This window comes from Streptomyces sp. NPDC048424 (assembly GCF_040651555.1).
Taxonomy (GTDB): domain Bacteria; phylum Actinomycetota; class Actinomycetes; order Streptomycetales; family Streptomycetaceae; genus Streptomyces.
Genome location: NZ_JBEZKE010000019.1, coordinates 25,348 through 38,945 on the forward strand (window position 1 = coordinate 25,348; position 13,598 = coordinate 38,945).

Here is a 13,598-nt window from a genome sequence, read left to right on the forward strand (position 1 = left end):
GTTCGTGAGCATTCGTGAAATGGGCGCCGTGCTGCGCCGGCGCTGGTACGTGATCGTGCCGGCGATCCTGTTCAGCGTGCTGGCGGCGCTCCACCTGTACCGGTCGGTGCCGGTGGCGTACCAGTCGCAGAGCTCGGTGGCGCTGCTCGACTCCAACGCGGCGTCCCAGCTGCCGCCCGCCTTCGGCAATCCCATATCCAACGCGGGCGGCAGCCTGGTCGTGACGGCGGACGTGCTGATCAGGACGCTGTCCGGGGCCGATGCCGCCCGCGACCTGCACAGCCTGGGCGTGACCGATCCGTACACGGTCGGCTTCGCCGCGAACACCTCGGGCCCGCTGCTGACGCTGACGGTCACGGGCACCGACCGGGGAAGGGTACTGGAGGAGACGAACACGCTGACGGCCTTCGCCGGTGAGCAGCTCAACGCGCTCCAGGCGGCGGCGAAGGTCCAGCCCGCGTACTTCGTGCAGACCGCGCCGGTGGTGCTGCCGCAGACCCCGGTGCCGCAGCTCAAGAGCCGCTACCAGCAGGTGCTGGGGGTCCTCATCCTCGGAGCCGGCAGCGGGTTCACCCTCTCCTTCGTGGCGGACGCCCTGCTGGCGGCCCGCCGCCGCAGGCGCGAGAGCGCGGCCGAGGCCGGCGCGCGCGGGAAGGCCGGCCGCCGCCGGTCCCGGGGCCGCCACGTGGACGCCACCGCGCTCCTCACCGGGTACATGGCGCTGGCCTTCTTCATCCCGTCGAACCTGACGCTGCCGGGACTGGGCGGGGTGGGCACCCCGGCCAACGTGTTCGCCCTGCTGGCCCTGTTCTGGTACCTCGCGACCTGGCTCACCGGCCGGATCCGGCCGGCGCCCGGGACCCGGCTGCCGAGGGTGGCCATGTGGCTGCTGGCCGTGTCGGTGCTCGCCTCCTACATCGCGAACGCGGGCCGCGGCAGCGTGCGCAAGGAACTGCTCGGCGCGGACCGCGGCCTGATCGCCCTGCTGGTGTGGGTGTCGCTGGTGGTGCTGGTCTCCGCCGGCATCCAGGACCGCTCGCGCCTGGACGTACTGCTGCGCCGGGCCGTGGTGATGGGGACGATCGTGGCCGCCGTCGGGTTCTACGACTTCTTCACCGCGACCAACATCGCCGACAGCATCAGCATCCCCGGGCTGCAGTCGAGCGTCCCGCAGATCGCGACCCTGGACCGCGGGGCCTTCACCCGGCCCCGGTCCACCACGGCGCAGCCGCTGGAGTTCGGCGGGATGCTGGCGCTGCTGCTGCCCTTCGCCGTGCAGCAGGCCTTCGATCCGGTACGGAGCCACCTTCGGGCGTGGCGCCGCTGGGGGCCGGTGGTGCTGATGGGCGGGGCGCTGCCGCTGACGGTGTCGCGCACCTCGATCATCGGGGCGCTGCTCGTGATCCTGGTGATGGTGCCGCGCTGGAAGCCGCAGCGCCGGTGGAGCGCGCTCGGTGTGCTGCTGGGCGCGGTGGCCTGCTTCAAGGTCATCATCCCCGGGCTGATCGGCACCATCACCGCGCTGTTCGCGTCCTTCCTGACGAACTCCGACAGCAGTACCCAGGCCCGTACGGTCAAGTACAGCGCGATCGTCCCCTACCTGGACGAGCGCCCGTTCGTCGGACGGGGCCTGGGCACCTTCATTCCCGAGCTGTACTTCTTCACCGACAACCAGTACATGCTGACCCTCGCCGAGATGGGCTTCCTGGGGCTGTTCGCGCTCCTGTTCCTCTTCCTCACCGGCATCCACCAGGGCGGGGCGATCCGCCGGCTGGCCGTCGGCGAGTCCGACCGGGAGCTCGGGCAGGCGTTCTTCGCCTCGGCCGTCGTCGCCCTGGTCGTCAGCGCCACCTTCGACGCACTCAGCTTCCCGATGTTCGCCGGGATGTTCTTCCTGACGATCGCCGCCGGAGGCAGCTACCTCGGCTTCATCCGGCGCGCGGCGCCCAAGCCCCGATCCGTGGAGTTCCCATGTCTTCCCGCCGCCCCGTCTCCCCTCAGCCCCTCCCCGGCTCCGGCTCCGACGCCGGCTCCGGTCCGGTAGCCGTCGTCGTCGTCACCTGGAACAGCGCCGCGGTGCTGCCGGAGTTCCTCGCCTCGCTGCCGGAGGGCATGGCCGGGCTCGACTGGCGCCTGGTCGTCGCCGACAACGACTCGGCCGACCACACCGTGGACCTGATCGGCTCCCTTGCCCCGGAGGCGACGGTCGTCCAGACCGGCCGCAACGCCGGGTACGCGGCCGGGGTGAACGCCGCCCTCGGGGCGGCCGCCGCGTGGGAGGGCGGCTTCCGGGCGGCCCTGGTGTGCAATCCGGACGTCCGGATGCGGCGGGGCTGCGCCGCGCTGCTCCTGGACGCGCTCGGCGCCGCGGCGCCCGGCGGCGGCCGCGTCGGCATCAGCGTCCCGCTGCTGTACGAGGAGGACGGCCGCACGCTCCTGCACTCGCTGCGCCGCGAGTCGCGCGTGACGCGGGCGCTCGGCGAGGCGGTGATCGGCAACCGCCGGGCGGGGCGGTTCCCGCGCTGGAGCGAGCTGGTCACCGACCCGGCCGCGTACGAGCGGGCGACGGTCGCGGACTGGGCCACCGGCGCGCTGATGGCCCTGTCCCGGGAGTGCCTGGACGCCTGCGGGGCCTGGGACGAGTCCTTCTTCCTGTACTCGGAGGAGACCGAGTACTGCCTGCGGGCCCGGGACCGCGGCTTCGTCACCCGGCTGGAGCCGGCGGCCGCGGCCACCCATCTCGGCGGGGACTCGCAGGTCTCGCCGCGCCTGTGGACCCTGCTGACGCTCAACCGGGTGAGGCTCTACGGGCGCCGGCACGGGGCCGCGGCGACGGCCGCCTTCCGGGCGGCGGTCCTGCTGCGGGAGTCCTCGCGGGCGGTCCTCGGCCGCCCCGCCAGCCTGGCCGCCGCCCGCGCCCTGGCCAGCCCGTCCGCCCTGCGCACCACCCCCGGCCCTTAGGAGACCGGGCCGTCCCAGGCGGTGTAGAAGCTGTCCGGGTTGACCAGGTAGCGGACCGTGGGGCGGGGCAGGTGGCGCACCTCGTGGCGGCGGGCGTAGCGGCGGACGAGCTCCCAGTCCTCGCGGGGCAGCACCTCGGGGGTGCGCCGCAGCCGGCTGAAGTACAGGGACCGGGTGCGGCGCGCCACGAAGGCGTTGGTGTCCAGGAAGGCCTCGTGGGCGGCGCGGCGGCGGTCGAAGGGCACCGACAGGACGTCGCGTTCGGTGCCGTCGGGCAGCACCCTGCGCAGCGCCGTGTAGACGGCGTCGGGGCCGCCCGCGGGTTCCAGTACCGCCAGGGCCTGCTCCAGGTGGTCGGGCTCCCACAGGTTGTCGTCGTCGAGGAAGGCCACGTAGCGCGAACCGGTGAGCCGGATCCCCACGTTGCGCACGACCCCGGCGGTCGCCGTGTTCCGGGCCAGTGACACCGCGAACAGCCTTGGGTCTGCAGGCAGTTCCGGCAGGCCGGCGCCGTCGTCGACGACGATGACCACCTGGTCGGTCACGGTCTGCTCCAGCGCCGAGCGGACCGCCGCGCGCAGCGCCTCGGGGCGCCGGTGCGTGGCGATCACCGTGGCGACCAGGGCGGCCGGGGGGCGGCCCAGGACGGCGGCGAGGCGGGTGGTCTCGGCGTCCTCGAAGCGGCGCAGCCGCACGGCGGAGGGGGCCAGCAGGAGCTTGTTCCTGGCCTCGAAGAGCACCAGCCAGCCGAAGGCCCGCTTGAGCAGCTCCCAGGGGGCCCGCGCGATCCGGCGCATCATGAACTCTCCGTCCTCAGCCGGTTGGTTCGGGGGTGACGGGCCGGCCGTCGGACATCCGGTTGCCCTTCCACACGTTCCCGGCGCCGCCCGCGTTCCAGGCGGCGACCGGGCCGTAGGCGCCTGCGCCCGGGTGGTACTGGGTGGAGAAGACGTTGTCGGTGACCTGGATGCCGGTGGCGCCGGGGCCGCCACCGTAGAGCGCGTACGCTCCCCCGGCGAGCCAGTTGCCGTCGACGACGACGGAGGACACGACCCCGGTGTCGGCGAACAGGCCGACGGCCGCGGTGGCCCCCCGGTCCACCGGGGTGGAGTTCAGCAGGGTGTTGTGGCGCAGGATCAGCCGGCCCTTGTTGCCGCCGCCGCTGATGACGGCGTCGGTGTGCTGCCATTCGCCGCCCTGGTTGCGGAAGGCGACGAGGTCGTGCACGTAGTTGTCGTGCAGGTTCCCCTGTCCCATGGACAGGGCGTTGCCGAAGACCGAGATGTCGCACCAGCCGACCTCGACGGAGCTGCCTCCCATGTTGGAGACGGCGTAGTTCACACCGCCGTTGTCGGGGCCCTTGCCCGGTACGGCGGTGATGGTGGTGTGCAGGACCTTCAGTCCGCTGAATCCGGGGCGCAGGTTGATCCCCCACCAGTTGGTGGAGGTGATCCTGCTGTCGATGACGGTGACGTCGTTGGCGTAGATGTCGAGCGAGCCTCGGATGTCCCAGCCCTTGATGACCGTGCCGTCCTTCTTGACCGACATGTTGCCCGTGTCGTGCCGTTCCAGGGCGATGCGCGGGCCGGTGCTGTTCTCGTCGGGGAATCCGCAGGCCCCGGGCGAGGTGCAGGCGGAGGCGGAGCCGGAGGGCGAGGGTTCGGGCGTACCCGGTGAGGGCGTCGGGGAGGGCGTGGCCGAGGGGCTCGGCGTGGCGGTGGGCGCGGGGGCGGCCGTACCGGGGGGTGCGGCGGTCGGCGTGGCGGGCGGTGCGGCGGCGGGATCGCTCACACCGGTGCGGTCCGCCTGGTAGAGGGTCAGTACGACGGCCAGCACGACCCCGGCGAGCAGCCAGGCCCCCAGACGCCTTCGGTGCTGTGTCACGGCCGCCTACCCCCGGAGCAACGAACGGCTGGGCAGGACGCACAGGCCGTAGACGAGCGTGCCGGCGATCGCGGTCGCCAGGAGCGCGAGGACCCCGGAGCCGAGGTACCGCTCCAGGCCGAGGACCACCACCGCCATCACCACCCCGCCGAGGAAGGGCCAGGCACAGGCCCGGACGACGCCGGCGAACGGGATGCCGCCGCAGTGCAGGGCGACCAGGTACACCGGCACCACGACGACCGCGGCGACCAGGACCTGGCCCTGCGCGACCCCCGCGATCCCGCCGGTGCGGGCGCCCACGACGAGGACCGGGATCAGCAGGAGGAGCCATATGCCCTGGACGGCGATCAGCGAGCGGCGCCGGCCGATGGCCACCAGACAGTCGTAGGCGAGTTCGCAGCCGATGCGGATCAGGCCGAGTGCCATCAGCCAGGGCAGTGCGCGGGCGGCGGGCCCCCAGCGCTCGCCGTAGACGAGCTCGACGATCGGTCCGGCGAGGCCGGCCAGCAGCACGCACAGCGGGACGGTGACCGTGACCAGGACGGCGAGGGCGCGGCCGAATCCGTCGGCCAGCGCCTTCGGGGACTCGGCCAGCCGGGAGAATCCGGCGAAGGAGACCCGGCGGGCCGCCTCGGAGACGATCCGTACGGGCCAGCCGGAGATGTTGAACGCGAGCACGTAGAAGCCGAGGGCCAGCTGGTCCAGGGTCGAACCCACCACCATGGGCGGCACGTTGGCGACGCCGAGGGCGAGCAGGCTGGCCCCGGCGAGGGGCAGGCCGAAGCGGAGCAGGGCCCGGGCCTGTTCCCGGTCCCAACCGAAGCGCAGGGTGCCGGGGGCCGCGAGGCAGCAGCCGACGAGCGCGCCCGCGCTGCCGACGACGGCTCCCCAGGCGAAGCTCATCGCGCCCCAGCCCTGGACGGCCAGCAGCAGGGTCACCGTGGTGCTGAGCACGAAGTTGACCGCGTCGACGGCCATCCGCCGGCCCTGCGCGAACGCGCGGGTGAGGAAGCCCGCGGGCACCTGGGACAGGCCGTCGAGGACCACCACCAGGCACATGACCCGCAGGACGCCGGAGGCCTCGGGCGAGCCGAGCACGTCGGCCACCGCGGGGGCCACGGCGAACAGGACCACGTACAGCAGGCCGCTGGACAGGGCGCTCAGGGTGAGGACGGTCGGGGCGAAGCGGCGCGGGTCGCCCTCCCAGCGGATGATCGCGAGCGAGACGCCGAGCTCGTTCGCGGAGAGCAGGACCAGCAGCACCGTCTGCGCGATGCCGTACACGCCCCAGGCCTCGGGCCCGAGGAAGAAGCGGGCCAGGATGATCCCGGTCGCGAAGTTGCCGAGGCGCATGACCACGGTGTTGATCAGGCTCCACCGGGCGGCGGAGCCCACCTTGCGCCCGAGCGACGGCGCCGCCGGGGCGGTCTCGGTGTCCGTTCCGGCGGCGGTCACGGCGATCCGCCCGTACGGGAGCCGGCCGCGCCGGAGCCGGCCGGGTGGGCGACGGTCATGCGCAGGGTGGCCGTCGGGTCACCGGCGTCCTCCGCGGCCGGTCCGCCGGCCTCGCCGCCGTCGCCGGGGGCGGGCCGGTGCCTGCCGGGCACCGACCGCTGCCGCTTGCGGGCCTCCACGAAGAAGGTGGCCACCAGGCTGAGTACGAAGCCCAGCGCGCCCGCCATGACCAGGAACTGGAGCCTGGCCTTGGTCTGTGCCTCCGGCTTCTGGGGAGGCACGATCGTCGACATCCGGATCATGGCGTCGGGTGCCACCGACTGCTGGCTCTGGAACTCCAGCAGCCGCTTCTCCGCGTAGGTGGTGAGGATCTCGTCCGACTTCAGCACGGCGGCCGGGTCGGTCCCGACGACGCTCAGCCACATGTAGGGGCCGAGCGCGTTGTCGGCGATCTTCGCCTCGTGCACCCCGGTGACGCCCAGGGACTTCAGGTCGGCCTTGGCGCCGTCGGAGTTGAGGTTGCGGGCCAGGCCGTCGGCCATCCCGGTGAGCGAGGCCTGGGTGCTCAGGAAGGGGTTGCCGTCGAAGGCCACCGTGGCCTTCTTCGAGTTCAGCAGCGTCACCGTGCTCTGCGACCGGTACTCCACCGGGACCAGCAGGTACACGGCGGCGGTGAGCGCCGCCGTGATCAGCAGTCCGGGCAGCAGCACGTACCAGCGTCTGCGCATGACCCGCCAGATCTCCGCGAGATCCATGGTCTTCCCCTTCGAATTGCGTTTACAGCACGTGCTGTCGATCGGTGGCCGCGCCGCGCGGGACGAGGTCGGTCGGGCGCGGCCGGGCGTGCGCGGGCGGGCCGTCGAGCAGGACCGCGGCGATGCGCTCGCTCGCCCGGCCGTCCCACAGTGCGGGGCAGCGCGGCGCGGGCGGGTGGTCGAGGACCCGGTTCACGGTGGCCGTGATGCGCTCCGGATCCGTGCCCGCGAGCACGTTGGTGCCCTCTTCGACGGTGATGGGGCGCTCGGTGTTCTCCCGGAGGGTCACACAGGGCACGCCCAGGGCGGTGGTCTCCTCCTGGACGCCGCCGGAGTCGGTGAGCACCAGGCGGGCGGAGTCCTGCAGGGCGATGAAGTCGAGGTATCCGGCGGCCGGTACGAGCCGGATGCCGCCGGGCACGCCGAGTTCGGCGAGCCGTTCCGCGGCCCGCGGGTGCACGGGCAGCAGCAGCGGGCAGCGGTCGGCGATCTCGCCGAGGGCCTTGAGCAGGCCGCGCAGCGCGCCGGGGTCGTCGACGTTGGCGGGCCGGTGCAGGGTGACCAGGCCGTATCCGCCGCGGGTGAGTCCGTACCGGTCCAGGACGTCCGAGGTCCTGGCGCGGTCCAGGTTGGCGAGGAGGGTGTCGATCATGACGTTGCCGACGACGTGGATCTGGTCCTCCCGGTAGCCCTCCGCCCGCAGGTTCGCGGCCGCGTCGGGCGAGGGGGCCAGCAGGTAGTCGCTGAGCCGGTCGGTGGCGACCCGGTTGACCTCCTCCGGCATGCTCCAGTCCCGGCTGCGCAGCCCGGACTCCACGTGGGCCAGCAGCGGGCCGGCCTTCGCGGTGACCAGGGCGCAGGCGAGGGTGGAGTTGATGTCGCCGACCACCACCACGGCGTCCGGGGCGAGTTCGTCGAGCAGCGGCTCGAAGGCGGCCATCACCCGCCCGGTCTGCTGGGCGTGGGTGCCGGATCCGGCGCCCAGGTAGCGGTCGGGCGGGCGGATGCCGAGGTCGCGGAAGAACACGTCGTTCATGGACTCGTCGTAGTGCTGTCCGGTGTGGACGAGGATCACCTCGGCGCCGCGGCGCTCCAGTGCGTCCATCACCGGTTTGATCTTCATGTAGTTGGGCCGGGCGCCGGCCACGCAGACGATCCTGGTCATGGGTTCAGAGCACCTCCACCGTGGGTCCGGAGACCCGGTTGCGGCAGTCGAGGACGAAGGAGGCGTGCTCGGTCACCATCGCGTAGTCGAAGGAGTCGTGGTCGGTGAGCAGGACGACCACGTCGGCGGCGGCCAGCTCCTTGCGGGTCGGTTCGACCCGCACGAGCCGGGCGTCGACCTTGATGCTCTCCACCACGTGGGGGTCGGCCGCACGGACCTTGGCCCCCATGTCGAGGAGCAGCTGGGCGATGCGGACGGCGGGCGACTCCCGGGCGTCGCCGGTGTTCTTCTTGTACGCGAGCCCCAGCAGCAGGACCTTGGAGCCGTTGACCGAGCGGCGTTTGGCGTTGAGCGCGTCGATCACCCGGCGCGTCACGTACTCGGGCATGTGGTTGTTGATGTCGTTGGCGAGTTCGACGAAGCGGAAGTTCTGGCCGAGTTCGCGCTGCACCCGCCAGTTCAGGTAGGAGGGGTCGATGGGCAGGCAGTGGCCGCCGACGCCCGGGCCGGGGGTGAACTTCATGAAGCCGAAGGGCTTGCTGGAGGCCGCCTCGATGGCCTGCCAGACGTCGATGTCGAGGTGGCGGGCGAACATCGCTATCTCGTTGACCAGCGCGATGTTCACGTGCCGGAAGGTGTTCTCCAGCAGTTTCGCCAGCTCGGCCTCCTTGGGCGAGCGGACCGGGACCGTGGTGTCGACGAGGTCCCCGTAGAAGGCCTCGACGGCCTTGAGGGAACGGGCGTCGACTCCGGAGACCACCTTGGGTGTCTGCTGGAAGCCCCAGACGGTGTTGCCCGGGTCGATGCGCTCGGGGCTGTAGCCGAGGTGGAAGTCCTCGCCCGCGGTGAGCCCGGAGCCGTCCTCCAGGATCGGCGCGAACAGCTCCTCGGTGGTGCCCGGGTAGGTGGTGGACTCCAGGACGACGGTCGCGCCCGGCCGCAGGAAGCGGGCCAGGGTGTGGGCCGACTCCTCGATGTAGCGCAGGTCGGGGGCCCCGTCCTGTAAGGGGGTCGGCACGGTGACGACGGCGACGTCGAAGCCGCCGCAGTCCCGGGCCAGTTCGCTCGGGCGGTAGGTGCCGTTGGCCAGCGCCCGGTTCAGCCGTTCGGAGGAGACGTCCTCCACGTACGATTCGCCGGCGGCGAGGCTCTTGACCCGCCGCGCGTCCACGTCGTACCCGATCACCTGGTGTCCGACCTCGGCGGCCCGGATGGCCAGCGGCAGTCCGACGTATCCCTGTCCCACGACGACGACGCGCATCAGTGACTCCTGTTCGCGGAACCGGCAGACGGTGTGCGGTGGATGAGTTCCCGGACCGTCATGGCCAGGAAGGCAGCGTTGGTGGTGAGGTAGCGCTTGCCGAGACGGCGCGGCTCCTGGAGGGTGCGGTAGAACCATTCGAGTCCCATCCGCTGCCAGACCAGGGGGGCCCTCTTGGTGATGCCGGCGAGGATGTCGAAGGAGCCGCCGACTCCGTGGACCACGTGGGCGCCGGTGCGCTTGCCGTAGCCCGCGGTGAAGATCTCCTTCTTGGGGGAGGTCATCCCGAGGAACAGCATCCGGGCGCCGCTGTCCGCGACGGCGTCGGCGATCGGCTCCTGGTCGGAGTCGTCGAAGTAGCCGTTGCGGCTGCCGGCCACCCGCAGGCGCGGGAAGCGTTCGGAGATCTGCCGGAGCATCTTCTCCAGCACGGACTGTTCGGCGCCGAGCAGGTAGACGGGGATGTCCGCCACCTCGGCCGCCGCGAGCAGCCGCATGAACAGGTCGATGCCCGCGACCCGTTCGGGCAGCCGGACGCCCAGGACGCGGCCGGCCCAGACCACCGCCTGGCCGTCGGCCAGGACGAGGTCGCAGCCGGCGACCGCCGCGGCGAGCCGGGGGTCGCGCCGCATGTTGACCAGCTTGGCGGCGTTGACCATGCCGATCTCGATCTGTTCACCGCGCCGGACCGCGTCGAGGCAGCGCTGCACGGTTTCGTCCATGGTCAGCGGATCGAGCGCGATCCCGAAGAGGAAGGGCCGCTGGGTCATCTCGGCAGCCCCCCGAGCCAGGCGAAGAGCATCCAGCCGAACTCGTACGGGCGGCACTCGCGGTCGACCGCGAGGGGCCGGAAGATCCGGTCCAGCGGGGCGAGGCGCGCGCCCGGCACGACCCGGGTGGTGAGCCCGCGGGCGGCGCGGACGGCCTTCTTCGGGTCGCCGCGGTAGACCTTGCGCCAGGTGACGCCGTGGTCCTCGCGGATCATCGGCTCCCGCGGGCTGCCGGTGGGGCCGGCGAGTTCGGGCACGTCGGTCATCCAGCGCAGGCCCTTGCGGACGGCCGCGCCGAAGTCGGTGCCGCCCGCCTCGGCCAGGTCGAGCAGCGCGGTCGGGGCCATGGCGTGCTGGTGCACGCTGTAGACCGGGTAGCCCTCGATCACGTCGCCGCGCCGGGCGTCGTAGTGCCACCACCACTGGCCGCCGTCGCCCTGCAGTGCGCAGATGCGGGCGGCGCAGGCGTCGGCGGCCGCGAGGGCCTGCGGGTCGTCGCCGCTCGCGTGCAGCCGGGCCAGTGCCTGGAGCGGATAGGTCTGGTCGGCGAAGCAGGCCACGTGGGAGCGGTACCCGGGGACCAGCCCCGGCCCGGTGGCGTGCGGGAAGAGCGGGCTGTCGCCCGTCCTGGCCAGCAGCAGGCGGGTGCGGGCGGCCGCGAGGCGGTCCTCCACGTCCACCGTGCCGCGCGCGGCGGCGAGGGCGGAGAGCACCCAGGCCGCCTCGACCGTGTACTGCGGCCGCCCGGGCACGTCCAGTTCCGCGACCCGGTCGAGGGCGTCGGACAGCTTCGGGTGGCCGGTCTCGGCGGCGGCCCAGGCGATGAGTGCCGCGTCGCCGAGGTTCACCACCCCCGGCAGCCGCTCGACGAGCAGGCCGGCGAACTCCCCGGCGGTGCGCCCGCCGAACAGGGCGCGCTGGCGGTCCTCGGGCAGGAACCGGGCGCCCAGCGCGGTGATGGCCGCGTACCGGGTGCTGGTCCCGCGCTGCTCCAGGCGGCGGGTGCCGTCGGGCGAGACCGTTCCCGCCCTGGTGAACACGAAGGTCTCGGCGCCCGGCAGGTACATCGCGGGAAGTCCCGCCTCGGCCAGCGCGAGCAGCCGTTCGGCGAGTGCGTGCAGCGGCAGGTCCTCGCCGGCCAGTACTGCTAATCGTGTGCTGGTCATCGGGTCCCCACCCCGATCCCCCGGGTGCTCCGCGCACTCCGTATGTCCGAGCCGTACGGCACCAAGACACCTACCCCCTCTGATCGCTCCTCGGAGGGGATTGCGCGTGACGACGACGCCCGTGCCTCCGGTGTCGTCCCACCGATGGCACGAGCCGTACCGAGGCTGCGTCTGGACCCCCCAGCGATGCCTCGGACTGGAGCATGCGTGATCGGCAGTGCGGGCGGGCGCATGGTGTGCGCGCCCGCCGTCACACTGCCGGCGATGCCCTCGTCGTGTTTACAACCCCCCACTGAGCACGGCCTGTTGCGTGCTCAGATCCCGTATACAGGGACAAGGTATGCCCACGGATGTTCGTTGATTGCGGTTTTGAGGAAATGCCGGTGACGTAGTTTGCCGACGTTCCGTCAGGTTCGCTCCAGGAGCGTGCCGTCCTTCTCGTCGTGCAGCGCGCCGGTGCGCGGGCACTCCCACACGCCGGGCTCGCCCGCGCGCTCCACCAGCCGGACCCCCGCCCGGCCCACCCAGCCGATCCGCCGCGCCGGCACACCCGCCACGAGCGCGAAGTCCGGTACGTCCTTCGAGACCACCGCACCGGCCGCCACCAGCGCCCAGCGCCCGACCCGCACCCCGGCCACGCACACCGAACGGGCCCCCAGCGAGGCCCCCTCGGCGACCACGACCCCGGCGGGCTCCCAGTCGCCGTCGCGCTTGAGCCGGCCGTCGGGTTCGACCGCGCGCGGGTAGAAGTCGTTGGTGAGGACGGCGGCCGGGCCGATGAACACCCCGTCGCCGAGCTCCGCCGGCTCGTATACGAGCGCGTAGTTCTGGAGCTTCACGTGGTCCCCGATCCGTACGCCGGGCCCGACGTACGCCCCGCGCCCCACGATGCACCCGCGCCCGAGCCGGGCCTCCTCCCGTATCTGCGCCAGATCCCAGATCGTGGTCCCCTCACCGAGCTCGGCGCTCTCGTCGACCTGGGAGGAGGGTTGGATGCGGACGCTCACGGCGCGGTCCCCTTACGGTTCGCGAGGCATACGGACGTACGGACGCACGGACGCACGTCCGTACGGGCCGAGCATATGCGCCGGCGGGGCACCCCACGTGTGGATCAACCAACCGTCTGCGTCCGGGATTTGGCCGGTTTCACACCCTGCCCCGTCCGGTCAGAGCAGGCGTTCGGGAACGGAGCCGGCCGGGACGGTGCGCGTGTGGAGGCGGCCGTCGGGGGCCAGGAACTCCACCTCGCCCATCGGGTCGGCCGTGACCTCGCCGACGACGGCGGCCTGCCGGCCGTGGGGGTGGGCGCGCAGCGCCGTCAGGACCCGGCCGGTGTGCTCCGGCGGGACGAACAGGCACAGGCAGCCCGCGCAGGCCGCGTCCAGGGGGGCCAGGCCGCGGGCGCCGAGGGCCACCCGGGCCTCGTACCGTACGGGCAGGGCGGCCTCGTCGACGCACAGCGTCAGGCCGCGGCCCGCGGCGCACTGGCGCAGCACCTCCGCCAGGCCCCCCGCGACCACGGTGCGGGCGTGGTGGATGTCGGCGCCCACCTCCCGCAGCATGCCGCCGAGCGGGGCGCAGTCGCTGGGGACGTGGTGCTCGTAGCCGAGGCCGTCGCGCAGGGAGACCAGGTGGGCGGCGTGGCTGCCGAGCGGCCCGGTCACCACGATGCGGTCGCCCGGCCGGACCGAGTCGAGGTCCAGGGCCGGTGCGCCGGGGCCCAGCACCCCGAAGGCGGTCGCGGTGACGAAGACCCGGTCGGCCTCGCCGGCGCGGACGACCTGGGTGTCGACGGCGGCGATCGTGACGCCGGCCTCGGCGGCGGCGGAGCGCACCGAGGCGGTCAGCCTGCGCACCAGCTCCAGCGGGAGCCCGGCCTCCAGCACGATGCCGAGGGCGATGTGCCGGGGTTCGGCGCCGGTGACGGCCAGTTCGTTGACGGCGCCGCAGACGGCCACCCGCCCGATGTCGCCGTTGCCGAAGAACGGCGGGTCGACGACGTACGTGCCGGTCCGGACGATGACGCTCCGGTCCGGCAGGAGCTCCTCCTCGATCAGGGCCCGTACCCCCGGCCCGAAACCGACCTGGGCCGCTTCCCACCCCTGTGTGTACGTCACGCCATCCCCCGATGCCCGCGAGTCATGATCGCCCCATCATCCTGCGCGTACGGGGCCGGGCATA

The 13,598-nt window shown here is 72.9% G+C and carries 12 protein-coding genes; 2 read left to right on the plus strand and 10 right to left on the minus strand.

Going from position 1 to position 13,598, the window contains the following annotated elements; translation table 11 throughout:
• The first annotated feature begins 4 nt into the window (after positions 1-4).
• Together AB0D29_RS25300 and AB0D29_RS25305 are read left to right on the plus strand one after the other, a co-directional pair.
• The gene (locus tag AB0D29_RS25300) at positions 5-2,044 is read left to right on the plus strand and encodes an O-antigen ligase family protein (RefSeq protein WP_362857279.1); all 2,040 of its coding nucleotides are present in this window, start codon (positions 5-7) and stop codon (positions 2,042-2,044) included.
• On the plus strand, positions 1,972-2,961 hold the full coding sequence (locus tag AB0D29_RS25305) for a glycosyltransferase family 2 protein (RefSeq protein ID WP_362857281.1): 990 nt from the start codon (positions 1,972-1,974) through the stop codon (positions 2,959-2,961). Before AB0D29_RS25300 ends, AB0D29_RS25305 begins: the two co-directional genes overlap by 73 nt.
• On the opposite strand, the gene AB0D29_RS25310 is transcribed toward AB0D29_RS25305, so the two are convergent.
• From AB0D29_RS25310 to AB0D29_RS25355, 10 genes are all read right to left on the minus strand, one after another.
• Positions 2,958-3,761 (minus strand): glycosyltransferase family A protein, encoded by an 804-nt coding sequence (locus AB0D29_RS25310; protein WP_362857283.1) that lies wholly within the window; start codon positions 3,759-3,761, stop codon positions 2,958-2,960. The genes AB0D29_RS25305 and AB0D29_RS25310 overlap by 4 nt on opposite strands.
• A 13-nt stretch (positions 3,762-3,774) precedes the next feature.
• The gene (locus AB0D29_RS25315) at positions 3,775-4,845 is read right to left on the minus strand and encodes a hypothetical protein (protein ID WP_362857285.1); all 1,071 of its coding nucleotides are present in this window, start codon (positions 4,843-4,845) and stop codon (positions 3,775-3,777) included.
• Between the two features lie 6 nt (positions 4,846-4,851).
• Positions 4,852-6,300 (minus strand): oligosaccharide flippase family protein, encoded by a 1,449-nt coding sequence (locus tag AB0D29_RS25320; RefSeq protein WP_362857287.1) that lies wholly within the window; start codon positions 6,298-6,300, stop codon positions 4,852-4,854.
• Complete coding sequence (locus AB0D29_RS25325) at positions 6,297-7,055, minus strand: chain length determinant protein (RefSeq protein ID WP_362857289.1); 759 nt, start codon at positions 7,053-7,055, stop codon at positions 6,297-6,299. The genes AB0D29_RS25320 and AB0D29_RS25325 overlap by 4 nt, the downstream gene beginning before the upstream one ends.
• A gap of 22 nt (positions 7,056-7,077) precedes the next feature.
• Positions 7,078-8,220 carry a UDP-N-acetylglucosamine 2-epimerase (non-hydrolyzing) gene (gene wecB, locus AB0D29_RS25330; protein WP_362857291.1) on the minus strand — a complete coding sequence of 381 codons (1,143 nt, stop codon included), beginning with the start codon at positions 8,218-8,220 and terminating at the stop codon, positions 7,078-7,080.
• Between the two features lie 4 nt (positions 8,221-8,224).
• A complete protein-coding gene (locus AB0D29_RS25335) occupies positions 8,225-9,481 on the minus strand; it encodes a nucleotide sugar dehydrogenase (RefSeq protein ID WP_362811911.1) in 1,257 nt (418 codons plus the stop codon).
• Positions 9,481-10,251 (minus strand): WecB/TagA/CpsF family glycosyltransferase, encoded by a 771-nt coding sequence (locus AB0D29_RS25340; protein ID WP_362857293.1) that lies wholly within the window; start codon positions 10,249-10,251, stop codon positions 9,481-9,483. Before AB0D29_RS25340 ends, AB0D29_RS25335 begins: the two co-directional genes overlap by 1 nt.
• Entirely contained in the window at positions 10,248-11,417 is a 1,170-nt protein-coding gene (locus tag AB0D29_RS25345; RefSeq protein ID WP_362857295.1) for a hypothetical protein, read from the minus strand. Before AB0D29_RS25345 ends, AB0D29_RS25340 begins: the two co-directional genes overlap by 4 nt.
• Positions 11,418-11,824: 407 nt before the next feature.
• On the minus strand, positions 11,825-12,424 hold the full coding sequence (locus AB0D29_RS25350; RefSeq protein WP_319722627.1) for an acyltransferase: 600 nt from the start codon (positions 12,422-12,424) through the stop codon (positions 11,825-11,827).
• 159 nt (positions 12,425-12,583) lie between these two features.
• Entirely contained in the window at positions 12,584-13,534 is a 951-nt protein-coding gene (locus AB0D29_RS25355; protein WP_362857297.1) for an AIR synthase-related protein, read from the minus strand.
• Positions 13,535-13,598: the final 64 nt, after the last annotated feature.